The sequence below is a fragment of the Paraburkholderia sp. FT54 genome (genome assembly GCF_031585635.1).
Lineage (GTDB): Bacteria > Pseudomonadota > Gammaproteobacteria > Burkholderiales > Burkholderiaceae > Paraburkholderia.
This window is the reverse complement of record NZ_CP134195.1, coordinates 3240648-3263621: the sequence shown is the minus strand read 5'-3', so window position 1 is coordinate 3263621 and position 22974 is coordinate 3240648. Positions and strand designations below refer to the sequence as shown.

22 protein-coding genes, 1 other RNA gene and 1 riboswitch are annotated in these 22974 nt (G+C 62.0%); of the genes, 13 read left to right on the top strand and 10 right to left on the bottom strand.

Translation table 11 applies throughout. From position 1 onward, the window contains the following. Window positions 1-11: 11 nt before the first annotated feature. From RI103_RS15160 to RI103_RS15130, 7 genes are all read left to right on the top strand, one after another. On the top strand, window positions 12-1691 hold the full coding sequence (locus RI103_RS15160) for a nitrite/sulfite reductase (protein WP_310812759.1): 1680 nt from the start codon (window positions 12-14) through the stop codon (window positions 1689-1691). A gap of 22 nt (window positions 1692-1713) precedes the next feature. After that, window positions 1714-2253, top strand: coding sequence for a DUF934 domain-containing protein (locus RI103_RS15155; protein WP_310812758.1), 540 nt, complete (start codon window positions 1714-1716; stop codon window positions 2251-2253). Continuing rightward, window positions 2250-2996 (top strand): phosphoadenylyl-sulfate reductase, encoded by a 747-nt coding sequence (locus RI103_RS15150; RefSeq protein ID WP_310812757.1) that lies wholly within the window; start codon window positions 2250-2252, stop codon window positions 2994-2996. Before RI103_RS15155 ends, RI103_RS15150 begins: the two co-directional genes overlap by 4 nt. A gap of 110 nt (window positions 2997-3106) precedes the next feature. Further along, window positions 3107-4069 carry a sulfate adenylyltransferase subunit CysD gene (gene cysD / locus RI103_RS15145; RefSeq protein ID WP_310812756.1) on the top strand — a complete coding sequence of 321 codons (963 nt, stop codon included), beginning with the start codon at window positions 3107-3109 and terminating at the stop codon, window positions 4067-4069. 25 nt (window positions 4070-4094) lie between these two features. Further along, entirely contained in the window at window positions 4095-5411 is a 1317-nt protein-coding gene (locus tag RI103_RS15140; protein ID WP_310812755.1) for a GTP-binding protein, read from the top strand. A 53-nt stretch (window positions 5412-5464) separates the two neighbouring features. Then, window positions 5465-6220 carry a uroporphyrinogen-III C-methyltransferase gene (gene cobA / locus RI103_RS15135; RefSeq protein ID WP_310812754.1) on the top strand — a complete coding sequence of 252 codons (756 nt, stop codon included), beginning with the start codon at window positions 5465-5467 and terminating at the stop codon, window positions 6218-6220. Between the two features lie 683 nt (window positions 6221-6903). Then, a complete protein-coding gene (locus tag RI103_RS15130) occupies window positions 6904-7356 on the top strand; it encodes a hypothetical protein (protein ID WP_310812753.1) in 453 nt (150 codons plus the stop codon). Window positions 7357-7894: 538 nt separating this feature from the next. Here the strand turns inward: RI103_RS15130 and RI103_RS15125 are convergent. Genes RI103_RS15125 through lptF form a run of 3 tightly spaced genes read right to left on the bottom strand, consistent with a single transcriptional unit; the run spans window position 7895 to window position 10527 of the window. Continuing rightward, window positions 7895-8266 (bottom strand): CbiX/SirB N-terminal domain-containing protein, encoded by a 372-nt coding sequence (locus tag RI103_RS15125; RefSeq protein WP_310812752.1) that lies wholly within the window; start codon window positions 8264-8266, stop codon window positions 7895-7897. 11 nt (window positions 8267-8277) lie between these two features. Next, complete coding sequence (gene lptG, locus RI103_RS15120; protein WP_310812751.1) at window positions 8278-9426, bottom strand: LPS export ABC transporter permease LptG; 1149 nt, start codon at window positions 9424-9426, stop codon at window positions 8278-8280. A 3-nt stretch (window positions 9427-9429) separates the two neighbouring features. Beyond that, complete coding sequence (gene lptF, locus RI103_RS15115; RefSeq protein ID WP_310812750.1) at window positions 9430-10527, bottom strand: LPS export ABC transporter permease LptF; 1098 nt, start codon at window positions 10525-10527, stop codon at window positions 9430-9432. 137 nt (window positions 10528-10664) lie between these two features. Here lptF and RI103_RS15110 point away from each other — a divergent pair, with 137 nt between their 5' ends. The 3 genes from RI103_RS15110 (at window position 10665) to RI103_RS15100 (ending at window position 13472) form a co-directional block, all read left to right on the top strand. Next, on the top strand, window positions 10665-12191 hold the full coding sequence (locus RI103_RS15110) for a leucyl aminopeptidase (protein ID WP_310812749.1): 1527 nt from the start codon (window positions 10665-10667) through the stop codon (window positions 12189-12191). A 52-nt stretch (window positions 12192-12243) separates the two neighbouring features. Further along, on the top strand, window positions 12244-12660 hold the full coding sequence (locus RI103_RS15105) for a DNA polymerase III subunit chi (protein WP_012432035.1): 417 nt from the start codon (window positions 12244-12246) through the stop codon (window positions 12658-12660). 92 nt (window positions 12661-12752) lie between these two features. After that, the gene (locus tag RI103_RS15100) at window positions 12753-13472 is read left to right on the top strand and encodes a DUF2486 family protein (RefSeq protein WP_310812748.1); all 720 of its coding nucleotides are present in this window, start codon (window positions 12753-12755) and stop codon (window positions 13470-13472) included. Window positions 13473-13600: 128 nt separating this feature from the next. Here RI103_RS15100 and RI103_RS15095 read toward each other — a convergent pair whose 3' ends face one another. Together RI103_RS15095 and ilvD are read right to left on the bottom strand one after the other, a co-directional pair. Beyond that, the gene (locus tag RI103_RS15095; protein ID WP_310812747.1) at window positions 13601-13936 is read right to left on the bottom strand and encodes a c-type cytochrome; all 336 of its coding nucleotides are present in this window, start codon (window positions 13934-13936) and stop codon (window positions 13601-13603) included. Between the two features lie 160 nt (window positions 13937-14096). Then, on the bottom strand, window positions 14097-15770 hold the full coding sequence (gene ilvD / locus RI103_RS15090; protein ID WP_310812746.1) for a dihydroxy-acid dehydratase: 1674 nt from the start codon (window positions 15768-15770) through the stop codon (window positions 14097-14099). A gap of 174 nt (window positions 15771-15944) precedes the next feature. Between ilvD and RI103_RS15085 the strand changes: the two genes are divergently transcribed. Both RI103_RS15085 and lgt read left to right on the top strand, forming a co-directional pair. Then, a complete protein-coding gene (locus tag RI103_RS15085; protein WP_310812745.1) occupies window positions 15945-16931 on the top strand; it encodes a LysR family transcriptional regulator in 987 nt (328 codons plus the stop codon). Window positions 16932-17051: 120 nt separating this feature from the next. Next, window positions 17052-17957: a prolipoprotein diacylglyceryl transferase gene (gene lgt / locus RI103_RS15080; RefSeq protein ID WP_310812744.1), complete on the top strand. Its 906-nt coding sequence runs from the start codon at window positions 17052-17054 to the stop codon at window positions 17955-17957. Window positions 17958-18058: 101 nt separating this feature from the next. On the opposite strand, the gene RI103_RS15075 is transcribed toward lgt, so the two are convergent. The 5 genes from RI103_RS15075 to RI103_RS15055 all read right to left on the bottom strand — a co-directional run bounded on the left by RI103_RS15075 (window position 18059) and on the right by RI103_RS15055 (window position 20516). Then, window positions 18059-18790 carry an SIMPL domain-containing protein gene (locus tag RI103_RS15075; RefSeq protein WP_310812743.1) on the bottom strand — a complete coding sequence of 244 codons (732 nt, stop codon included), beginning with the start codon at window positions 18788-18790 and terminating at the stop codon, window positions 18059-18061. A 173-nt stretch (window positions 18791-18963) separates the two neighbouring features. Continuing rightward, a complete protein-coding gene (locus RI103_RS15070; protein ID WP_310812742.1) occupies window positions 18964-19422 on the bottom strand; it encodes an EVE domain-containing protein in 459 nt (152 codons plus the stop codon). 107 nt (window positions 19423-19529) lie between these two features. Then, window positions 19530-19711, bottom strand: a non-coding RNA gene (ssrS, locus tag RI103_RS15065) — 6S RNA. Window positions 19712-19848: 137 nt separating this feature from the next. Beyond that, window positions 19849-20163, bottom strand: a complete 315-nt coding sequence (locus RI103_RS15060) for a cell division protein ZapA (protein ID WP_310812741.1) — start codon at window positions 20161-20163, stop codon at window positions 19849-19851. Continuing rightward, window positions 20160-20516 (bottom strand): ATPase, encoded by a 357-nt coding sequence (locus RI103_RS15055; protein ID WP_310812740.1) that lies wholly within the window; start codon window positions 20514-20516, stop codon window positions 20160-20162. Before RI103_RS15055 ends, RI103_RS15060 begins: the two co-directional genes overlap by 4 nt. 207 nt (window positions 20517-20723) lie before the next feature. Then, window positions 20724-20981: riboswitch (cobalamin riboswitch) on the top strand. Between the two features lie 90 nt (window positions 20982-21071). Here RI103_RS15055 and RI103_RS15050 point away from each other — a divergent pair. Then, window positions 21072-22964, top strand: coding sequence for a TonB-dependent receptor domain-containing protein (locus tag RI103_RS15050; RefSeq protein ID WP_310812739.1), 1893 nt, complete (start codon window positions 21072-21074; stop codon window positions 22962-22964). Window positions 22965-22974 lie beyond the last annotated feature (10 nt).

The following is a 22974-nucleotide window of genomic DNA, read 5'->3' as shown; positions in this document are numbered from 1 at the left end:
GGGGTCCCCGAATGTACCAATACGATCAGTACGACCAGACCATCGTCGATGAACGGGTCGCGCAGTACGCCGATCAGGTTCGCCGCCGCTTGTCGGGCGAATTGAGCGAAGAGGAGTTTCGTCCGCTGCGCCTGCAGAATGGCCTGTACTACCAGCGCCACGCGTACATGCATCGCATCGCGATTCCGTACGGCAACCTGCGCAGCGACCAGATGCGCGTGCTCGCGCAGATCGCGCGTGAACACGACCGCGGCTACGGGCATTTCTCGACGCGCTCGAACATCCAGTACAACTGGATCAAGCTCGAAGAAACGCCGGAAATCCTGCGCAAGCTCGCCGCGGTGCAGATGCACGGCATTCAGACCTCGGGCAACTGCATCCGCAACATCACCGCCGACCAGTTCGCCGGCGTGGCGCCGGATGAAGTCGTCGATCCGCGTCCGTGGGCCGAAATTTTGCGCCAATGGTCGACGTTCCACCCGGAATTCGCGTGGCTGCCGCGCAAGTTCAAGATCGCCGTGTCGGGTTCGAAGGAAGACCGCGCTGCCGTGCAGGTTCACGACATGGGCGTGTATTTGAGGAAGAACGAGCAGGGCGAACTGGTGGCCGACATTTTGGCCGGCGGCGGCATGGGCCGTACGCCGATCATCGGCGCGATCATCCGCAAGGATTTGCCGTGGCGACATCTGCTGACGTACTGCGAAGCCGTTCTGCGCGTGTACAACCGCTACGGCCGCCGCGACAACATGTACAAGGCGCGCATCAAGATTCTCGTGAAGGCGTTGAGCCCGGAGAAATTCTCGGCGCAAGTCGAAGAAGAATGGCAACACCTGAAGGACGGTCCTTCGACGCTCACGCAAGCCGAAGTGGATCGCGTGTCGCAGTACTTCCAGCCACCGGTGTATGAAAAGCTCGCCGATACGGACGCTTCGTTCGAAAAGCATCTGCTGGAAAACCGGGCGTTCGCCCGTTGGGTCGAGCGTAACGTGCGTCCGCACAAGGTGTCGGGCTATTCGTCGGTCACCTTGTCTTTGAAGCCGACCACGATCGCCCCCGGCGATGCGACGGATACGCAGATGGAAGCGGTCGCCGATTGGGCCGACGAGTACTCGCTCGGCGAAATCCGCGTGTCGCACGAACAGAACCTGATTCTCGCCAATGTGAAGAAGCGCGACCTGTTCGCGCTGTGGGAAAAGGCCAAGGCGCAAGGTTTCGCGACGCCGAATATCGGCTTGCTGACCGACATCATCGCGTGCCCGGGCGGCGATTTCTGCTCGCTCGCGAATGCCAAGTCGATTCCGATCGCGCTGGCCATTCAGGAACGCTTCAACGATCTGGACTACGTGTACGACCTCGGCGACGTGTCGCTGAACATCTCGGGCTGTATCAACGCGTGCGGTCACCACCACGTCGGCAACATCGGCATTCTGGGCGTCGATAAGGACGGCTCGGAGTGGTATCAGGTGACGCTCGGCGGCGAGCAGGGAACGGGCGCCACCGGCGCGCACCTGGGCCGCGTGATCGGCCCGTCGTTCTCGGCGGAAGAAATGCCGGACGTGATGAGCAAAGTGATCGACACGTTCGTGGAAAACCGTCACGAAGGCGAGCGCTTCATCGAAACGTACAACCGCATCGGCATCACCCCGTTCAAGGAACGCGTGTACGCCTCGCGTCAACCGGCTCACGCGTAACCGCGAAAAGGATACTGAACAGATGGCTTCTATCATCAAGAACCGCGCGATCGTCAACGATGACTGGACGGTCGTGCGCCCGGCGGAAGACGGCACGCTACCCGCGGTGAACGAATTGCCCGCAGGCAAGGTGCTGGTGCCGCTCGCGTTGTGGCAGGCTGAACGCGATGCGTTGATTGCTTCGCGCAGTGCCGCTGAAATCGGCGTGTGGCTCGCGCCGGATAGCGAACCGGCGGATATCGTCGCCGACTTCGACAAGATCGCGCTGATCGGCGTGGACTTTCCGGTGTTCCGCGATGGCCGTGGCTATAGCATCGGCCGTTTGCTGCGCGAGCGCTATGGCTACAAGGGCGAACTGCGCGCGATCGGCGACGTGCTGCGCGATCAACTGACGTTCATGTTCCGTTGCGGCTTCGACGCTTACGCCTTGCGCGCCGATAAAGATTTCGACGATGCGCTCAAAGCCTTCGATGAATTCAGCCTCAACTATCAAGGCGCGGTGAATTCGTCGCCGCTGTTCCGTCGCCGTGAAGCGGGCGAACTGGCGAAGGCTTCGGCATGAGCGCCACACAATCGCTCACGCCGGAACTCGCTGCGAAAGTCGAGAGCCTCGATGCGCTGCTCGACTCGATCGCCGCGCGTCACGAGAACGTGAAACTCGCCAGCAGCCTCGCAGCGGAAGACATGCTGCTCACGCACGCGATCCTCTCGCGTGGCGTGAAGATCGGCATTTTCTCGCTGAACACCGGCCGTTTGCATGCGGAAACGCTGGGCATGCTCGACCGCGTGAAAGAGCGCTACGGTTACGACATCGAACAGTTTCATCCGCAAGCTGCCGCAGTCGAGGAATACGTCGGCTCGCACGGTCTGAACGCGTTCTATGAAAGCGTCGATCTGCGCAAGCGCTGCTGCGAAATCCGCAAGGTCGAGCCGTTGAACCGCGCGCTGTCGGATGTCAGCGCATGGGTCACGGGCCAGCGCCGCGAGCAATCGGTGACGCGCGCCGAACTGCACGCGGAAGAGCACGACGCCGCACGCAATATCGCCAAGTTCAATCCGCTGACCGACTGGACCGAGGCCGAAGTGTGGGCCTACCTGAAAGCGTTCGACGTGCCCGTCAATCCGCTGCATGCGCGCGGCTATCCGAGCATCGGCTGCGAGCCTTGTACGCGCGCCGTGCGCCCCGGTGAAGATAGCCGGGCAGGGCGCTGGTGGTGGGAGTCGCGCGATACGAAGGAATGCGGACTGCACATCACCACGATTACGCCGATCGCGGTCGACCGCGGCGCAAACGCCCAGGCCTGAAGGTTGAGTGAACGGGCCTTGGTTTTTGGCCCGAACGCCGCACATACCGATTTGAATACCTCCGCGACGCGAACAACCGCTTGCGACGCGAACCAACGAAGGACCCAAACATGAGCACCACGCTCGATTCCACTGTGAACGCACCGCTCGCCAACACGGCAAACCGCATGGATCACCTCGACTGGCTCGAAGCCGAGTCGATCCACATCCTGCGCGAACTGGTCGCTGAATGCAGCAAGCCCGCGCTGCTGTTTTCGGGCGGCAAGGATTCGGTCGTGGTTCTGCACCTCGCGTTGAAGGCCTTCGGTATCGGCGCGAATCGCAAGACCGTGTTGCCGTTCCCCCTCGTGCATATCGACACCGGTCACAACTACGAAGAAGTGATCGACTTCCGCGATCGTCGCGCGAAAGAGATCGGCGCTGAACTCGTGGTCGGTCACGTCGAAGATTCGATCAAGCGCGGCACGGTGCGTCTGCGTCGTGAACTGGATTCGCGCAACGCCGCGCAAGCCGTGACGCTGCTCGAAACCATCGAACAGTACGGCTACACCGCGCTGATCGGCGGCGCGCGCCGCGACGAAGAAAAGGCCCGTGCGAAAGAGCGGATCTTTTCGTTCCGCGACGAATTCGGCCAGTGGGATCCGAAGGCGCAGCGCCCGGAATTGTGGAGCCTGTATAACGCGCGTCTGCATAACGGCGAACATTTGCGCGTGTTCCCGATTTCGAACTGGACCGAACTCGACGTGTGGCAGTACATCGCTCGCGAGCAGCTCGAACTGCCGTCGATCTACTACGCGCATCAACGCGAGATCGTGCGCCGCAATGGCCTGCTCGTGCCGGTTACGCCGCTCACGCCGATGCGTGAAGGCGAAGTCAGCGAAACCGCGCAGGTGCGCTTCCGTACTGTCGGCGACATTAGCTGCACGTGCCCGGTGGAAAGCGACGCGGACGATCTCGAGAAGATCATTGCCGAAACGGCCGTGACCGAAATCACGGAACGCGGCGCGACTCGGATGGACGACCAGGTCTCCGAAGCCGCGATGGAACAGCGTAAGAAGCAAGGTTATTTCTAAGCACACGGACGAGGGCAAAGCAATCATGAGCGGTATTCACCAACCAGAAGACCTCGGCGTGCTGCGTTTCATTACCGCGGGCAGCGTCGACGATGGCAAGAGCACGTTGATCGGCCGCCTGCTGTACGACAGCAAGGCTGTGCTTTCAGATCAACTCTCGGCACTGTCGCGCGCAAAGAATAAGCGTACCGTCGGCGACGAGATCGATCTGTCGCTGCTGACGGATGGCCTCGAAGCCGAACGCGAGCAAGGCATCACGATCGATGTCGCGTACCGTTACTTCGCTACGGCGAAGCGCAAGTTCATCATCGCCGATACGCCGGGCCACGAGCAGTACACGCGCAATATGGTGACGGGCGCGTCGACCGCGCACGCGGCGATTATTCTGGTCGACGCGACGCGTGTGACGTTCGTCGATGGCGTGGCGCAACTGCTGCCGCAAACCAAGCGTCATAGCGCGATCGTCAAGCTGCTGGGTTTGCAGCACGCGATCGTCGCGATCAACAAGATGGACCTGGTCGATTACAGCGAGCAGCGCTTCAACGAAATTCGCGACGCGTATGTCGAACTCGCGCGTCAACTCGGCCTGAACGATGTGCGCTTCGTGCCGGTTTCGGCGCTCAAGGGCGACAATATCGTGACGGCGAGCGAAAGCATGCCGTGGTATGCGGGCGAGCCGCTGCTGGACCTGCTCGAAGCGTTGCCGGTCGAAGTGCCGACCGGTCAGGCGCTGCGTTTCCCGGTGCAGTGGGTGGCGCGTCAGGACGGCAGCCAGGCCGACGATTTCCGTGGCTATATGGGCCGTGTCGAAGCGGGCGAAGTGAAGCTCGGCGATACGATCGTCGTGTTGCCGGCCAATCGTGAAGCGACGGTTGCCGAGATCATTGCGCCGGTGCCGGGCGGCACGGCTGCGGTGGACCGTGCGTTCGCGGGTCAAACGGTGACGATCCGTCTCGCGGAAGATGTGGACGTGTCGCGCGGCGACACTTTCGTGCTGCGTGAAGCGGCGCCGGAACCGGCGAAGAAGCTGGAAGCCGACCTGTGCTGGTTCGATGACACGCCGCTGTCGACGCAACGCAAGTATCTGTTGAAGCAGACCACCAATACGGTGTTCGCGCGCATCGGTGCGATCCGGGAAGTGCTCGACGTGCATACGCTGTCGCAGGCGACCGATCGCAAGGATCTGACGATGAACGATATCGGCCGCGTGGCGTTGACGTTGCAGAAGCCGCTGGTGTGCGACGTGTACGACTCGCATCAGGGCACGGGTGCGTTCGTGCTGATCGATGAGGCGACGCATCATACCGTTGCGGCGGGGATGATTCGGGCGTTTTCGGCTTAAGCGCGTGGCACGCACTGCGTCGTGCTGGCGACCTAACGGACAGGTTTACGCAAATGGGTAAGGTTTATCTGATCGGCGCAGGGCCGGGTGCTGCGGACCTGATTACGGTGCGTGGCGCGCGGTTGCTCGGCACTGCGGATGTGGTGTTGCATGATGCGCTGGTCGAGCCGGCTATGCTGGACTATGCGCCTTCGCATGCGCGGCGGATTGCTGTTGGGAAGCGTTGCGGGCAACTGTCCACCGCGCAGCAATTCATCAATAAGCAGATTGTGGATGCTGCTTTGGAGCATGAGGTGGTGGTGCGCCTTAAAGGTGGCGATCCGATGTTGTTCGGGCGCGCTGATGAGGAGATGCGGGCGCTTGAGGCTGCTGGCATCGAATATGAGGTTGTGCCTGGGATTACTGCTGCGCTGGCGAGTGCGGCTTCGTTGAAGCGGTCGCTGACGCTGCGGGGTGTGTCGCGCAGTGTGGCGCTGGCTACTTTTAGTCGGGCGCCTGGGTCTGATGAAATTCGCGAGCAGGTTAATGCGGATTCGCTCGTGTTTTATATGGGCAGGGATAGCGGGGTTGAGATCGCGCAGCAGTTGATTGACGCTGGGCGCAGTGTGGCCACGCCCGTGGCTATTGTTGAGGCTTGTTCTACCGCGCGGGAGCGCATGCTTTCTCTTACTCTTGAAGAGTTGGCCGCTGGCGATGCGCAAAAGTGGGTCGATGCTTCGCAGCCTAGTTTGCTTATGATCGGCGAGGCTTTTGCTGCGCGGCAGGTCGAGGTGGTCCGCTCTAAGGATGGGTTGTTGGTCGCGGCTTGAGGTTTCTGGGTTTTTTTGCTCTGCGGTTGTTGGTTGTTTGCGTAGGGTGTTGGCTTTTTTTCATTTGTTAGTGGTCTATTAGTGTTGCCCCTGTGCGGGGCGGCACTTACTTCTCTTTGCCGGCCGCAAAGAGAAGTAAGCAAGAGAAAGCGGCTCACACCGCTAATTCTTAAGTGGGGCCCCCGCGCAGTCGCGGTAGTGGTACATCTGGAATCTGCGCTCTTGCACATTCCGCCCTGGTGACAAGGCCGTCATTCTTCCGGCGGCGCTGCGCGCGCCGTCGCGGTCGTTCTTCAACCAATCGCTTCGTTTTCCTCTCTACGTTTCTTCCGCGTTGTGGTACTTCATGCGCTGGCGTGGCTGGGAAATTTCGGAAATGGTGGTGGTGCGCGAGTTTTAGCTCGCGCGGGTGATCACTCGCGAAGCGATCCGCTCTAAACTTAATTCGCCGTCGCTCAAGGACGGTCAGGCTTGACAGCCTGCAAACCCAAACCCGCACGCTTGCCCGGGCAAGCATGTGCGTCTGTTTCTGCACGTCCTCTTGCAATGGGCGGGCCGTGATGGGGAGACCTTTGGGTCTGCTGGTTTGGTTTGGGCCAGTCTGTCAACCTTGTCACTGTGCCCGCTCACCACTGCGTAATCGCGTGTGTGGGCGATCGAATACGTTTCAGGGAGATCGCGCCATGAGTAAATCCGCTAGGCATTCACGCACCACGTCGCGCCCACCCGTTGACGCAACTCAATACGAAAGACTTGCTCTCTCTGCCTTCGGACTGGTTGAGCGGCAATTAAGTCAACTGGATAAATTGGTCACACTTGCGGCTTCGATAGTTAGGAATCCGGCTATGACGCGAGAAGAAAGACACCGACAGCGGAGATTGCTGGAGGTACTGGTCGACACCGTCGAGGACTACCACCGCGAAGTCGAGAATGACCGCGAGTTGTACCAGGTCATCGCACTCGATGCGAAGGGTATCGCCCAAAGTCGCATGACTGCGCGCCACGCGGCAGACCTTCTGGCGAAGGCGGCGAAGATGGCGGCGGAGAGTCGTGAACGTACAGGCGCGACGAAGGTGATGAAGGACGGGCAGATGCGATTCAAAACGATCGCGCGTCGCACTGCGACGGCACACTGACTGCAGCTCGCAGCTCGCAGCTCGCAGCTCTGAACGCGAAACTCGGGCCGCAAATGTGGCGAAAGGCGCAACGTATGCGCCGTACGTGTTCGAGGTTCCTGCTGCGCGACGTCAGCGCTGGCGGCGAACGTGGGCTGATTCTCCGCTAACGCTTCTCGTTGCGACCACGCTTAATGACCGGTGGAACTCGCCGAGGCGAAGCCGACGATCCCCGCCGCACCCAGAAAAGCCCAATGGTTTTGAGTGAACCGCTCCGACGAGCGCGAAGCGCGAGGCGGGAAGAATGAGCGCCTTGTCACCGGCGTGGAATGTGCGAGAGCGCAGATTCCAGATGTACCACTACCGCGACTGCGCGGGGGACCCGCTTAAGAATTAGCGGTTTGAGCCGCTTTCTCTTGCTTACTTCTCTTTGCGGCCGGCAAAGAGAAGTAAGTGCCGCCCCGCACAGGGGCAACGCTAATAGACCACTAACAAATCAAGAAACCACTAACAAAACAAGAAAAGCCCAACACCATAGAAGCCCAACCCAAAAAGCAAATCAAACCTGCCGCAGGCAATACTGAGCGACAGCGTCCAAAACCGCCTCATCCTCCCCCACAGCAACGGCGCACTTAATCAGAACAGAGGGATGCAACGCCTGGCATTGCTCGATCACCAGAGGCAAGTCTTTCCTCACATGCCCCCCTTGCCCAAAAAACACCGGCACAACGGTAACCACACCACACCCCTGAGCAACAAGCTCAGAAACCGCCGTAGCCAAATCCGGCTCCATCAACTCAAGAAACGCCAACGCCACGGGCCCAACTCCAGAAGAAGCGCTCCGCAACTTAACAGCTAACCGCTCAAAAGGCTCCCGCCACCGCACATCCCTGGCGCCATGCCCAAACAGAACGATGCCGTGCATAGCCATGAAAACCGCTCCTAATGCCGATCAACCCACTTCAACCCAACCAACCCGAGCACGAGATAAACCAATCCAGGCGTGGCCGCAGTCAAAGGCGCGGGCCAGGTATTCAACGTCCCGATATGCGAGAACAGCGTATTGAACAACTGAAAACTCATCCCCAGCATGATCCCGCCGAAAACCTTCATCCCGACGACACCCGCTCGCGTATGCAAATACGCAAACGGCAACGACAACACCAGCATCACGAACACCGCAAACGGATACAGCAGCTTGCGCCATAACGCAATTTCATACCGCTGCGTATCCTGATGATTCTCGGTCAAATGCTGGATATACCGAAACAGATTGAACATCGACATCCGATCCGGCGACACCAGCAGCACCGACAGAATCTGCGGCGTCAACTCCGAACGCAACGAATACTCCGGAACAGCCACTTCCTTCGCGCGATACACCGGATTCAGCGCATCGGCGGGCGTGCCCGCAGGAGGGGGCACATCGATCAATTGCGTATCGGTCACGCCAGTCAACTGCCAATGGCCCGGCGGCTGATAGATCCCGCTCTTGGCGGTCCGCACATTCGAAAGCCGGAACTTCGAATCGAATTCGTAGATGCGCACATTGCTGATCGTCGCATCGGGCTTCAATTCGCCGACGTTGACGAAGCGTGTCACCTGCTCGCCGTCCGCGCGCGCCGTCAACGTATCTTTCACCCACACGCCCGACTCGAAATTACTCGACACCGAAGACCCCAGCGCCTCGAGCCGCACTCGCTCCGACAACTGATCCGTGTAAGGACCAACCACTTCGCCGATCAAATACGTCAGCAACACCAACGGAATGCCGATCTTCAACAACGAACGCAAAGCCTGATTCGTAGCAAGCCCGGACACACGGAAAATCGTGTACTCGGAATTCGCCGCCATCTGCGCGAAAACATAGATCGAGCTGATCAACGCCGCGACCGGAATGATTTCGTAGAAACGCGACGGCGTCTGCAGCGCGACCCGCAACACGGCGTATTGGAACTTGTAATTGCCGTGCCCGACCGAGTTCAGTTCATTGATCAGGTCGAAGAAAAAGAACAGACCTGAAAACGCGAACAGAATGAAGATGAACGTGAGGTAGACCTGACGCGCGAAATACCTTTCATAGATGCGCATCGGTCAGGCTCCCTGCGAACGGCTGAACATCGCCCGCGTGAAGAGCGGCCGGTTGCGCACGCGCAGCCAGAAAATAAACGCGACGATCGCCGCGACGATCACGTGCAGGCCCACCAGCCCGACCGGGAACGACATCTTGCCCTGCTCGATCCACGACTGCACCACGTTCAGCAAATTCGAATACGTCAGATAGATGAGCACCGCCATCACGAGATTGATAGTGCGGCTGCGGCGCGGGTTCTGATGCGCAAGCGGAATGGCGAGCAGCATCAGGTTCAGCGCAATGAGCGGCAGCCCGGCGCGCCAGGCAAATTCGGCGAGGTTGTCGTTGGTCGGATTGCGCAACAGCGTGAGCGTCGGCGTGCCGGTCGTAGTGGGCGTGTTGATCACCGGCTGGCTCTGGATTTTCACGCCGTAACGTTCGAACTCCATGATGCGGAAATCGGGCTGGCCCGGCTGGCCGTCATAACGGCGGCCGTTTTCCAGCACGACGAAGCGATCGCCGTTCTTACGCGTTTCCGTATGGCCGGTTTTCGACACGACCACGTTGACCTTGCCGTTCTCCGTGCTGGTCACGAACACGTTTTCGACGCGCGCCTGGTCGGGCGACATCTTCTCGATGAAGAACACGCGGTGGCTGGTGGCCGACTCGCGGAACTGGCCCGGAGCCAGCAGCGAGACCTCGTCGCGCTGCTGGAAGCGCGCGCGGATCAGCTTGCTCTGCTGGTTCGACCACGGCCAGCCGACGAACACGAAGAACATGATGAGGATGATGATCGGCGTGGCAAAAATGCCGATCGGCTTGATGAACTGGGTCAGACTGACACCCGAGGACAGCCACACGACCATCTCGGAGTCTTTGTACCAACGGGTCAGGACGAACAGGATCGACACGAACAGGGTCGCGACGAGCATGATCGCCAGGTAGCCGATCACGGTCAGGCCGATCAGGACCAGCACGTCGCGCGGGTCGATCTCGCCCGAGGCTGCGAAGCCGACGATGCGGATCATCATCGTCGTCAGCACGAGCGTGAGGAGAACCATGAACACGGCACCAGCCGTATACGCGAGTTCGCGCTGGAGGGAGCGTTCGAAAATCATTATTGGTGATGAGAGGGGGCGCTCTCAGTGGCGCACGGGTTGCTTCCCGTCACACCTCCGGTGCAGCCGCCGCGGGAAAAATAGCGGATAATTGCGGCTTTCATCCTAAGCCCAGATTTTATCCGAGGACAAGCGCGATGGACTTTAGCATAAAAGCCTGTGATTGGACCAAAGGCTCGTCAAACGGTTTCCTGACTGGGAAATCCGATTGCATCGTAATCGGTGTGTTCGAGTCGCAAACCCTCTCGGGCGCGGCTCTCGAGATCGACGCGGCCACCAAGGGCCTGCTGACCCGCATCATCAAGGCCGGCGACATGGACGGCAAGGCCGGCACCACGCTGTTCCTGCACGAGGTGTCGGGCATCGGCGCCTCCCGCGTGCTGCTGGTCGGCCTCGGCAAGCAGGACGCTTTCAACCAGAAGGCCTACGGCGAAGCCGTTCGGGCCGCCTGGCGCGCGTTGCTCGCCACCAAGATCGTCCAGGTCACCTTCACGCTGGCGCAGCTGCCGATCCTCGAGCGCTCGGCCGATTGGGGCGTGCGCGCCGCGATCCTCGCGCTGCGCGAACTGACCTACAAGTTCACGCAGATGAAGAGTAAGCCGGACAATTCGGCGCGTGCGTTGAAGCGCATCGTCTTCAGCGTCAACACCGGCGACGAGAAGGTCGCCAAGCTGGCCGCGAAGCAGGGCGCCGCGCTCGCCAACGGCATGGACCTGACGCGCGACCTCGGCAATCTGCCGAGCAATGTCTGCACGCCGACCCACCTCGCCAGCACCGCCAAGAAGCTCGCCAAAGACTGGAAGCTGAAGGTCGAAGTGCTGGGCGAGAAGCAATGCGAAGCGCTCAAGATGGGCTCGTTCCTGTCGGTCACGGCCGGCTCGGTCGAACCGGCGCAGTTCATCGTGCTGCAGTACCAGGGCGGCGCCGCGAAAGCCGCGCCCGTGGTGCTGGTCGGCAAGGGCGTCACGTTCGACACCGGCGGCATCTCGCTGAAGCCGGGCGAAGGCATGGACGAGATGAAGTACGACATGTGCGGCGCCGGTTCGGTGCTGGGCACATTGCGCGCCGTCGCCGAAATGGGCTTGAAAATCAACGTGGTGGGCATCATCCCGGCCGTGGAGAACATGCCTTCGGCCACGGCCACCAAGCCGGGCGACATCGTCACCAGCATGAAGGGCCTGACGATCGAAGTGCTCAACACGGACGCCGAAGGCCGTCTGATCCTGTGCGACGCGCTGACCTACGCCGAGCGTTTCAAGCCGGCAGCGGTGATCGACATCGCCACGCTCACGGGCGCCTGCATCATCGCGCTCGGCCACCACAACAGCGGCCTGTTCTCGAAAGACGACGCGCTGGCGGGCGAGTTGCTCGACGCATCGCGTGAAGCGTCCGACCCGGCCTGGCGCATGCCGCTCGACGACGAGTATCAGGACCAGCTCAAGTCGAACTTCGCCGACGTGGCCAACATCGGCGGGCGTCCGGCGGGTAGCGTGACGGCGGCGTGCTTCCTGTCGCGTTTCACCGAAGCGTATCCGTGGGCGCACCTGGACATCGCGGGTACGGCATGGAAGAGCGGTGCGGCGAAGGGCGCCACCGGCCGTCCGGTGCCGTTGCTCGCGCAATTCCTGATCGACCGGGCCGCGGACGGTCGCGCCACGCAATGACGCGATGCAGTAAAGTTGCGGGCCCGGCTGCAGACGCAAAGCGGAGCCGCCGATGACGAGAATCGACTTCCACTCGAACGTCGGCGATTCGCTGCTGTATGCGTGCCGCCTGATCCGCAAGGCGTATCAGGCGGGCCAGCCGACCATCGTGCTGGCCGAGCCGGCGCGCCTGAAGGCTTTCGACGAACAGTTGTGGACCTTCGCGCCGCTCGACTTCGTGCCGCACTGCATGGCGGGCACGCCGCTCGCCGCGCAAACGCCGATCGTGCTGGCTTCCAGCCTCGACGATGTGCCGCATCATCAGGTGCTGCTCAATCTGGGCGCCACGGTGCCGGCGCAATTCGCGCGCTTCGAAAGATTGCTGGAAGTGGTCGGTAACGCACACGAGGAACTCGCGGCGGGCCGTGAACGCTATCGCTTTTATCGCGATCGCGGCTATGCTTTGAACAACTACAAGCAAGGCAGCTAGGTCCCGTTCCGTCCGTGTCGCCCGTGTCTGGTGTCAGGCATCCGGCGCGCACGCGGGCTGCTTCAGCTTCGACCTAAACACGGAGAGCGCACGTGTCCGATCCCAATGACGATTCGATCCCGGTGCTGCGCGAGGTTCTCGTGCAGGGCCATCCTGTGCAGGCGCGGCAAGCGTCGGGCGGTGCAGCCGAGCTGGACGGCCCGCGCGAACCCAGTTTCAAGGCGGAGCCCATGCTGGCGCCGCAACCGGTGCTGACGCCAGAGCAGATGAGGTCGGCGGAGCCTGTGCTCGCGGCGGATCCGTTGCATGTGCAGGAACCTGCCTTCACATCTCAACCGCCGCATGACCCGCAAGACGCCGCGCATGCACCGCAGCCGGGGCATCCGGCGGACCATCATCATCATCCGAAAAAGCGCTCGCGGGCGCACCACGCGGCGGACGCGCGGCATGCGCATGACGACGCATTCGCGCCGTCAGCGGGCGTGTTCGATCGGGCCGAGCCGATTACGCCGCTCGAGGCAGGCTCGACCGTGCCGCCGGATATCGCGCGCGAAGGCGCCGGCGAGCCGCCCCTGGATCTGGATGCCGATGTCATCGCCGAACGTCTGCGCAGACGGATCGCCGGCTTCCTGGCGGGCGACGGCCGTAGTGTTATCGAGGAACGCTGCCGCGAGACCTTGCAGGCGCACACGGGCTGGCTCGTCGACCAGATCACGCGCGAAGTGGCGCTGACGCTGGAAGGCGAAATGACTAGCTGGGTGCGGGAAGCAGTGGCGGAGGAGATCGCGCGGCGGGCCTCGGGCAGCGCCTGATCGTGTGAGGTGAAGCGCGGGCGCGCTGAGCGGCACCGCCGGCTGTGTGTCGCCGTGGTTTAACCATCTACCAGGGACTGGGTTCGCTGGGAGCGTCGCTCGCGCGCAGCGCTCCTTGTCCGCACAGCTTATTTGAGCGTCAGCACCCAGCTCGCCAGCGTGGCCGCCTGCTCGGGCGTGAGTTGCGTATTTGCGGGCATCGGCACCGGACCCCACACGCCCGTACTGCCATCCAGAATCTTGTGCTTCAGATAAGTAGTGGCGTCTTCGCGGCCGGCGTATTTCGCCGCGACATCATGCAGCGCCGGTCCCATGAAGGAACGCGTGACCGAGTGGCAACTCATGCAATTCTGCTGCTGGGCCAGCGCGAGACCCGCGGTCTCGGCATGCGCCGCCGGACTGCCGGCACTCAACGCAGCGCCCAGCACAGCGGCTGCAAGCGCTGTGTGCGACTTTGATTTCATTCTGGTCTCCGTCGGTGCGGATGCCCGACTCGTGGTGCCAGCATTATAAAAGGAAAGGGGCGCACGGTTTCCCGTGCGCCCCTTTCGCTTTTACGTAGCTTTACGCGCGGTCGCGGGCCGCCGACGCGGCCTTGCGCATCCGTCCATCGCGGGCCCGTGCTTAGCCCGTCACCGCGCCCTTGTTGGCAGGCAGCGCCAGTGCGAAGTACTTCGCCAGCACGCCACGCGTGTAGCGCGGCTTCGGCTGCTGCCATGCGGCGCGGCGGCGCGCCAGTTCGGCGTCGTCGATGTTCAGTTGCAGCAGCAGCTTGTGCGCGTCGATCGTGATCGAGTCGCCTTCCTGCACGAACGCGATCGTGCCGCCCACGAAGGCTTCCGGCGCGACGTGACCGACCACCATGCCCCACGTGCCGCCCGAGAAGCGGCCGTCGGTGATCAGGCCGACGCTTTCGCCGAGACCCTTACCGATGATCGCCGAGGTCGGCGCGAGCATTTCCGGCATGCCGGGCCCGCCCTTCGGGCCGAGATAGCGCAACACCACGACGTCGCCGGCCACGATCTTGTCGGCCAGAATCGCCTCCAGCGCGCTTTGCTCGTCGTCGAACACGCGCGCCGGGCCGGTGATGACCGGGTTCTTCAGGCCGGTGATCTTGGCGACCGCGCCGTCGACGGCCAGATTGCCCTTCAGGATCGCGAGGTGGCCTTCCTTGTAGAGCGCCTTGTCGATCGGGAAAATCACCTGCTGATCGGCGCGCGGCTTGCTCGGCACGTCCTTCAGCTCTTCGGCGATGGTCTTGCCGGTGATCGTGATGCAATCGCCATGCAGCATGCCCGCGTCGAGCAGGATCTTCATGACCTGCGGAATGCCGCCCGCCTTGTGCAGATCGGTCGCCACGAACTGGCCCGACGGTTTCAGGTTGCAGATCACCGGCACCTTCTTGCGCATGCGCTCGAAGTCCTCGATGCTCCATTCCACTTCGGCCGCGTGCGCGATGGCGAGGAAGTGCAGCACGGCATTGGTCGAGCCGCCGGTGGCCATGATCACGGCTACGGCGTTTTCGATCGCCTCCCTCGTGACGATGTCGCGTGGCTTCAGATCCTTCTTGACCGCTTCGACCAGCACGCGCGCCGATTCGGCCGCCGAGTCGACCTTTTCCTGATCCGGATTGGCCATCGTCGACGAATACAGCAGCGATAGACCCAGCGCCTCGAACGACGAGCTCATGGTGTTGGCGGTGTACATGCCGCCGCACGAACCCGTGGACGGGCATGCGTTCTGTTCGATCCCGTCGAAATCTTCCTGCGACATCCGGCCCGCGGTGAATTCGCCTACCGCTTCGAACGACGACACGATGGTCAGGTCGGTGCCCTTCCAGTTGCCCGGACGGATCGTGCCGCCGTACACGTAGATGCTCGGCACGTTGGTGCGCAGCATGCCGATCATGCCGCCCGGCATGTTCTTGTCGCAGCCGCCGATCACCACCACGCCGTCCATCCACTGGCCTTGCACGCACGTCTCGATGCAGTCGGAGATCACTTCGCGCGACACCAGCGAGTACTTCATGCCTTCGGTGCCCATCGACATGCCGTCCGAGATGGTCGGCGTGCCGAAGATCTGCGGATTCGCGTCGGCGCCCTTGATCGCGGCGACGGCCGCGTCGGCCAGACGCTGCAAGCCGGCGTTGCACGGCGTGATGGTCGAGTGGCCGTTGGCGATGCCGATCATCGGCTTGTCGAAGTCGGCCTTCTCGTAGCCGAGCGCGTAGTACATCGAGCGATTCGGCGAACGCGCCACGCCCTGCGTGATGTTCTTCGAACGACGGTTGTATGCCATGGGGAGCTCCAAGCTGTTCTGTTTTGGTCCGCGCTGCGGGTTCTTGCCTCGCCGGCGTGGGCTGCCGGCGGCATCCGTCCAGTGTAGTCCGGCGTGTCGCGCAACGATGCAGTTTCGCAATGCGCGCGTCCAATATATTATTCTGGCTTCATTAGGTCGTGAAATGTATCAATCATGTTGCCTGCCATTCCTGATCTGCGCCAGTTGCGCTATTTCGTCACCGTCGCCGACGAAAAGCACTTTGGGCGGGCGGCCGCGCGTCTTTCGATGACGCAGCCGCCTTTGTCGCAAGCCATCCGGGCGCTCGAGGAGACGCTCGGCGTGGAGCTGTTCGCGCGCACCAAGCGTTCGGTCGAACTCACGTCGGTGGGCGCCGATCTGCTGCCCGAAGTGCAGCGCCTGCTCGCGAGCGCCGAGGGGCTGCGGCCGCTCGCGCAGAGCCTCGCGCGCGGCGAGGCGGGTGTGTTGTCGCTGGCGTTCGTCTCCACGGCGGACTACGGCCTGCTGCCGCTGCTGCTGCGCGATTTCGGCGCGCGTCATCCGCGTGTGCGGCTGGAATTGACCGAAGCCACCAGCGACGTGCAGGTGGACGAACTGGTGGCCGGGCGCATCGACGCGGGTCTGGTGATCGCGCCGCTGCCATCGCGCCACGCCACCCAGCTCTCGTGGCTGCCGATCGCGCGCGAGCCGCTGGTGATCGCCATGTCGACGGACATGGCGGCGCGCGTGGCCAGCGCCAGCGGCGACGATGCCGACCCGCGCGCCGAGTGGCGGGACACGCCGATCAGCCTGCGCGACGTGGCCGACGCACCGCTCGTGGTCTTCCCAAGACGTCTGGCGCCAGGCTTTTATGACATCATTATGGATTGCTACGGCGTGGCGGGCCTCGCGCCCCGGGTCGGCCAGGAAGCGATCCAGATGCAGACAATCGTAAGCCTTGTCTCAGCCGGCATGGGTGTCGCACTGGTGCCGCAATCGTTGCGTAATCTTCGCCGCACTGGCGTGGTGTACCGGCCGCTGTCCGAGTCGGTGCCCGCGATCGAGACGGGCCTGGTCTGGCGGACGGCGGAGGTGAGCCCCGTGCTGGCGGGTTTCATCGACATCGTGCGGGCGCACGCCGCGACCGTCGAGGCGCAACATTCCGCTGCGCCGCGCGTTTAGCGGCGCTCTCGCGAACGCATTGCCGGCTGGACCGTCCAATGCATGCACCGCAAGGTGCGGTGCAGCGCCGCCCACCTGGATAAATCCTGCTTCTGAACCTGAACTGCCCATAACAACACGATGCTCATTCACCCCAATTTCGATCCCGTTGCCATTCATCTGGGGCCGCTCGCAGTGCGCTGGTATGGACTGATGTACCTCGTCGCGTTCATCGCGGCGATCGTCGTCGGGCGGCTGCGGCTGCGTTTGCCGTACGTCGCCGCGCAAGGCTGGACCGCCAAGGATATCGACGACATGCTGTTTTACGGCGTGCTGGGCACGATCCTCGGCGGCCGGCTCGGCTACGTGCTGTTCTACAAGGCGAGCTTTTATTTCGCGCATCCGCTCGACATCTTCAAGGTGTGGGAAGGCGGCATGTCGTTTCACGGCGGCTTCCTCGGCGTGACGCTGGCCATGGTGCTGTTCGCGTATCAGCGCAAACGCTCGTGGCTGCAGGTCACCGACTTCGTCGCGCCGATGGTGCCCACCGGCCTCGCGGCGGGGCGCCTCGGCAACTTCATCAACGGCGAGTTGTGGGGCCGCGTGACCGATCCGGCGGCGCCGTGGGCCATGCTGTTTCCGGGCGCCGCGCCCGACGACGCCACGTGGCTCGCCGCGCATCCGCAACTGGCCGCGCAATGGCATCTGAACGAAGTGTTCGCGCAATATCACATGTTGCCGCGCCATCCTTCGGAACTGTATGAAATCGCGCTGGAAGGCGTCGCGCTGTTCTTCGTGCTGTTCTTCTTCTCGCGCAAACCGAAGCCGATGGGCGCGATTTCCGCCGTGTTTCTGATCGGCTACGGCCTCGCGCGCTTCACGGTCGAATTCGCACGTGAACCGGACGACTTCCTCGGTCTGCTCGCCATGGGCCTTTCCATGGGCCAATGGCTGTCGCTGCCGATGATCCTCGCCGGTATCGCCATGCTGGTGTGGTCTTATCGCCGCGCACGCCGTGAACCGGCGCAGGCGGTCAGCGCGAGCTGATCGCTACGCGTTATCGTAGCGAGTGGCCAAATGGATAAAGCCACGGCGTGCCGTGGCTTTATCCCTAACTGCTCAAAGCAGTGCTTCTAGCGAAGAACGCGTTATTTCATCTGCACCGAGCCTGACACATTGACGGTCACGGTCGACGTGCCGCCTTCGATCGGCACCGGCGCCGAGGCCTTCGCATCGCCGCCCATGGCGCGCGCGCTCATCATCATCACCGGACGCGGCATCACGCCGTTGTGGCCGACGTTGACCTCACGAATCGAATAACCGCTGTAGCCGAACGCCTGCGCGGACGAAGCGGCCTGCTCGCGAAACGACCTGATCGCTTCGCCGGTGAGCTTCTGCTCAGCCGCGCGCTGCGCTTCAGGCGACAGGGAGAATTGCACATTGCCGACTTGCATGATCGATGCCATTTGGCCCGCGAGCTTCGACGCCGCAGCGAAGTCGTGCGATTCGAGCACGATCTCCGTGCGGCCGCGCCATGCGGAAATGCGCCCGTCACGGTCGGTGGACGGATAGATCGAGAACGAGCCCGTACGTGCGGTCACGCCGCTCACACCTTTGGCCTTTTGCAGCGCCGAATCGGCGCGCTGGTTCAGCGTTGACGTGAGCGCCGACGGATCGCTCGCTTCCTGCTCGTAGAACAGCGTGATGTCGACCACGTCCTGCGGCACTTCAGCGCTGGCCTGTGCGTTCAGCGAGAGCACGCCGGCTGGCTGATACTGCCCGGCACTTTGCGCGCGCGCCATGGCCGGCGTCAGTGCGAGCGCGGCGGGCGCGGCGCATGCGAGAGCGAAAGCGAGTGCACGTGCGGTGTTTTTCGTCATTGTTGGACTCCTTGCTTGAACAGTTTGTGCACGATTGGAGCGAACGCCGCGCAATGGCACGGCGTTTGCGAGTCCGTTAGGCGCTTGTAACCTGAGCTTGGTTCCCTGTTTCGACGTTGCTTTAACGTTTGCATGTGCATGAATACGCGTCGCGCATCATCAACGACTCGACCTCAAGCGAGCCGCCTGGTGATGAAGCGCCATTCGGCTTCGGTCACCGGGGTGATGGACAGTCGGTTGCCTTTGGCGAGCACGCGCATGTCCTTGAGTTCGTCGTGTTCGCGCAGCGCGGCGAGCGGAATCAGAGGGATCTTCTTCTTGAACACCACGTCGACCAGCACCCAGCGCGGCGTTTCCTGCGACGACTTCGCGTCGTAATAAGGACTCTTCTTGTCGAACTGCGTGGGATCCGGATACGCGGTGGACGATACTTCGGCGATACCCGCGATGCCGGGCTCAGGACAGCTCGAGTGATAGAACAGCACACCGTCGCCGACCTGCATCATGTCGCGCATGAAATTGCGCGCCTGATAGTTGCGCACGCCGGTCCACGGCAACGTGCGTCGCGGGGCGGTGGCGAGATGGTCGATGCTTGCTTCGTCCGGTTCGGACTTCATTAGCCAGTAGCGCATGAATCGAATTGAACGTTAAGAGGTTGAAGATGCGGAAGAAATCGGCGTACAAAAAACAGCGCCCAAAGAAAAACGGCACCGAACCGAAGTCCGATGCCGTTCTAAATAAGGTCCCCGCCTTAGCCGCTAGGCCGGCATCCTGAACCGGGGGTTCAGAATTGGTCGCAGTTAGCAACACTTCGGGTACATCAGACAGAGTGACGCGCACACCCGTGCTACAAATTTCCGCAACCGTGCACATGGCATTGGTTCAAGGAATATATGACCTTGGCGAACCAGGCAGGGAAGCTAAACCGATGAAGCTGAATGACGAACTACCGATTGAACTCAAACGTTTGCTGAATCTTGCACGCCTTGTGCTCACGCACTTCGTTTGAATCCGCCGCCGATCTCAGGACCGGCTGCACGATAACACACACACGATACTTACTGCATGCTGTACTGCTCAATCACAGTACCTAGTTGTTCGTTCATTTGATGCATTGTACGCCGGATTTCCTCAGCGGGAAATGCTTCTCCGTGCCTCACGCTCGATTGCAGCTTAAGCAGTTCCGATGCCAGCGAGAGCGCAGCCATGACAGCAATGCGATCCGTGCCGCGCACGTTGCTGCTATTGCGGATCTTCGACATTTCGGCGTCGACGCGTGCGACCGTTTCGAGCAGCGCGGCTTCCGTTTCCGGCGAGCAGGCAAGGCGATAGGGCACGCCGAGAATCGATACTTCGATCTGCTTGGTGGTCATGCATTTTCTCCGTGGCGGGTCACGTCGCTCGCGGCTTCGGCTTCGTGCTGAGCGGGCTCGAGCAGATCGAGCTGGTTGTCCGGCTCGCTGTGCGCACGGGCACGCGGCAGCTTTTCGAGGATCGCATTCAGGCGCACCTGAGCGTCGTCGATCTTCGCGGACAGCGCGTCGCGTTCGGCCTGCAACGCGTTTCGTTCCTCGCGCAGCAGTGCAAGTTCCGTGCGCGTAGCTTCGACGTCGGCGCGCGATTGGGCGAGCTGCTCTTCGAGCGCGAGTCGCGCTTCATTGTGGCGTTGGCTGATCGCGATCAGCTTGCCGATATTCTGTGAAAGTGTTTCGAGTTCGGTGAGCATCTGCTGCGTCCTCTAAAGACATCGCATTTTAGCGCGGAATGTCGCAGGTTCCGACAATTGTCTCGTTTCGAGACGTAACAACATCGCTTTGTGCAGGCTTTTATCGACCTTATGATGAAAAAGTACTCATGCGTCGGACAATAGCCTGCACTTAACAGAACGGATGGCCTGCGTCGCCACCATTCTTGACGGACCCCGAGTCCGCTCATAAACTGCCCGCACTCTGGTGCCCGCGTGCGCTTCTCAACGGCGCGCGCAGTTAAACGGGAAGCAGGGCGCGCCGTTCGCCTGAACGCGCCAACCTGCGCTGCCCCCGCAACGGTAAGCGACCGCATTCGTCATGCAAGTCGATCCTGACCGCGTGTTGGAAGTTCAACTCGCGAGTGTGCCACTGCGCGTCACGCGTGGGAAGGCGGAATCGATGTGTCGCCAGCCCGGATACCGGCCAGAGGGAGAGGCACGTCACGCGCGACAATGTTAAATACGCGGGCGCCTCGTTACGCATCGGCCTGCGGGGAAGCGGGCCGCGCACGCTATCCACAGGACTTTCATCCCATGCAGTCCCCCCTCGCCCGCGCGGCGCTGCTCGCCTTCGCGGGCTTGCCGATCGTCGTGCATGCGCAAGGCGCGCCTTCGTCATCTGCTTCGTCCGTGCCGGCGGATTCATCGGCTGCCGAGCCGTCTTCGGCGGTGCTGTCGCCCGTGGTGGTGACCGCGGAGCGCGGGCCGCAAGCACTCGCCGACACGATCCCGCAGACGTCGCTGTTCGATCAGCAGGATATCGCCGACACCACCGCGACCGATCTGCCCGGCCTCCTGCAACTCGCGCCGGGCGCGCAAATCTCGCGCACAGGTGGCCCTGGTTCGACGACTAGCCTCTACTTGCGCGGCGCGTCGTCGACGCAGTCGCTGCTGCTGATCGACGGCGTGCGGGTCGATTCGGTGAGCCTGGGCGCGCCGCAACTCGCGCAGATTCCGCTCGACCAGACCGATCACGTCGAGGTGGTGAACGGCAACGTGTCGGCGTTGTACGGCTCGGGCGCGATCGGCGGCGTGGTGCAGGTGTTCACGAAAGAGGGCGGCGACCACCCGCCGCGTTTCAATTTTTCGCTGGGCTACGGCAGCTATCACACGCAAACGCAGCAGGCGGGCGTGAACGGCGCATTGGATAAAGACGGCAACACGACCTTCAGCATTTCGCTCGCGCGATCGAAGGACGACGGCTTCTCTTCACTCAATCCGCAGGAGGCGCCCAACGCCAATCCGAATGCGAACGGCTATCTGAACGAGAGCATCTCGGCTTCGCTGCGCCACAAGTTCAACGACAAATGGGACGCCGGCGCCAGCTACTTTCAGTCGAACGGCAACGACAGCTACGACAATGCGTACGGCGTACCAACCGATCTGAACAACCTGTATAGCAAAGTGCGCCAGGTCTCGGTGTTCGCGAACGGCAAGCTGACCGACTGGTGGACGACGCACTTGATCGTCGCGGAAGGCGACGACCGCAGCGTGTCGAACACGAACGGCGTGTACAACGGCCGCTTCGATACCGACAATCGCCAGTACACGTGGCAAAACGATTTCGCGCTGGCCGCGCAGCAGAAGCTGCAGGTCGGCTATGAGCATCTCGACCAGAGCCTCGACTCCGACACGTTCGCGCCGCCGGACCGGCATGTGGATTCGGGCTTCGTCGGCTATACAGGACGCTTTGGGCGCAACCAGATTCAGGCCAACGTGCGGCGCGACCAGTATTCCGATTTCGGCGGAGCGAACAGTTACTATCTCGGCTATGGCTTCGACATCACCGGTCATTGGAAGGTGACCGCAAGCTATTCGGATTCGTTTCGCGCGCCGAGCTTCGACGATCTGTACTATCCGTTCAGCGGCAATCCGTCGATCCAGCCGGAGCGCAGCCATTCGCTCGAAGCCGCGCTGCAGTACGCATCGAATGCGCTCGGCGTGATGCGCTTGAGCGCATTCCAGACGCGCTATTCGAATCTGATCGACTACGAGCAGGTGACGCCCGGCATCTATCTGGCCGAGAACGTCGGTCATGCGAAGGTGCAGGGGCTCGAGGGATCGTGGAGCGGCCATGTCGGCAAGACGGACGTGCGCGCGTCGGTGACGCTGCAAAATCCCGTCGACCTCGACAACGATACCGACCTCGTGCGGCGTGCGCGGCGCTTCGGCGCGCTGACGGTGAACCGCAGCATCGCCGGGTGGCGCGTCGGCGGCGAGTGGATCGTGAGCGGCCCGAGCAATGACAGCAGCGGCAAACTGGGCGGCTATGGCGTGGTGAATCTGTCGGCGCGCTACAACATCACGAAAGCATGGTACGTGGCCGCGCAAATCCAGAACCTGTTGGACAAGGACTATGAAACGGCCTACTCGTATAACTCGCCGCGGCGCGGTGCGTATCTCACGGTTGGGTGGCAGCAGCAGTGAGCGAGTCGCC

Bases quoted from the DNA above. Each gene is read 5' to 3' on its own strand.
- RI103_RS15130 (WP_310812753.1), top strand. From the start codon at position 6,904: ATGAGTAAATCCGCTAGGCATTCACGCACCACGTCGCGCCCACCCGTT.
- RI103_RS15125 (WP_310812752.1), bottom strand. From the start codon at position 8,266: ATGGCTATGCACGGCATCGTTCTGTTTGGGCATGGCGCCAGGGATGTG.
- lgt (WP_310812744.1), top strand. From the start codon at position 17,052: ATGCTCATTCACCCCAATTTCGATCCCGTTGCCATTCATCTGGGGCCG.
- RI103_RS15105 (WP_012432035.1), top strand. From the start codon at position 12,244: ATGACGAGAATCGACTTCCACTCGAACGTCGGCGATTCGCTGCTGTAT.
- lptG (WP_310812751.1), bottom strand. From the start codon at position 9,426: ATGCGCATCTATGAAAGGTATTTCGCGCGTCAGGTCTACCTCACGTTC.
- RI103_RS15140 (WP_310812755.1), top strand. From the start codon at position 4,095: ATGAGCGGTATTCACCAACCAGAAGACCTCGGCGTGCTGCGTTTCATT.
- cobA (WP_310812754.1), top strand. From the start codon at position 5,465: ATGGGTAAGGTTTATCTGATCGGCGCAGGGCCGGGTGCTGCGGACCTG.
- RI103_RS15085 (WP_310812745.1), top strand. From the start codon at position 15,945: ATGTTGCCTGCCATTCCTGATCTGCGCCAGTTGCGCTATTTCGTCACC.
- RI103_RS15160 (WP_310812759.1), top strand. From the start codon at position 12: ATGTACCAATACGATCAGTACGACCAGACCATCGTCGATGAACGGGTC.
- RI103_RS15070 (WP_310812742.1), bottom strand. From the start codon at position 19,422: ATGCGCTACTGGCTAATGAAGTCCGAACCGGACGAAGCAAGCATCGAC.
- RI103_RS15095 (WP_310812747.1), bottom strand. From the start codon at position 13,936: ATGAAATCAAAGTCGCACACAGCGCTTGCAGCCGCTGTGCTGGGCGCT.
- RI103_RS15075 (WP_310812743.1), bottom strand. From the start codon at position 18,790: ATGACGAAAAACACCGCACGTGCACTCGCTTTCGCTCTCGCATGCGCC.
- RI103_RS15055 (WP_310812740.1), bottom strand. From the start codon at position 20,516: ATGCTCACCGAACTCGAAACACTTTCACAGAATATCGGCAAGCTGATC.
- lptF (WP_310812750.1), bottom strand. From the start codon at position 10,527: ATGATTTTCGAACGCTCCCTCCAGCGCGAACTCGCGTATACGGCTGGT.
- RI103_RS15150 (WP_310812757.1), top strand. From the start codon at position 2,250: ATGAGCGCCACACAATCGCTCACGCCGGAACTCGCTGCGAAAGTCGAG.
- RI103_RS15060 (WP_310812741.1), bottom strand. From the start codon at position 20,163: ATGACCACCAAGCAGATCGAAGTATCGATTCTCGGCGTGCCCTATCGC.
- RI103_RS15110 (WP_310812749.1), top strand. From the start codon at position 10,665: ATGGACTTTAGCATAAAAGCCTGTGATTGGACCAAAGGCTCGTCAAAC.
- ilvD (WP_310812746.1), bottom strand. From the start codon at position 15,770: ATGGCATACAACCGTCGTTCGAAGAACATCACGCAGGGCGTGGCGCGT.
- RI103_RS15050 (WP_310812739.1), top strand. From the start codon at position 21,072: ATGCAGTCCCCCCTCGCCCGCGCGGCGCTGCTCGCCTTCGCGGGCTTG.
- cysD (WP_310812756.1), top strand. From the start codon at position 3,107: ATGAGCACCACGCTCGATTCCACTGTGAACGCACCGCTCGCCAACACG.
- RI103_RS15155 (WP_310812758.1), top strand. From the start codon at position 1,714: ATGGCTTCTATCATCAAGAACCGCGCGATCGTCAACGATGACTGGACG.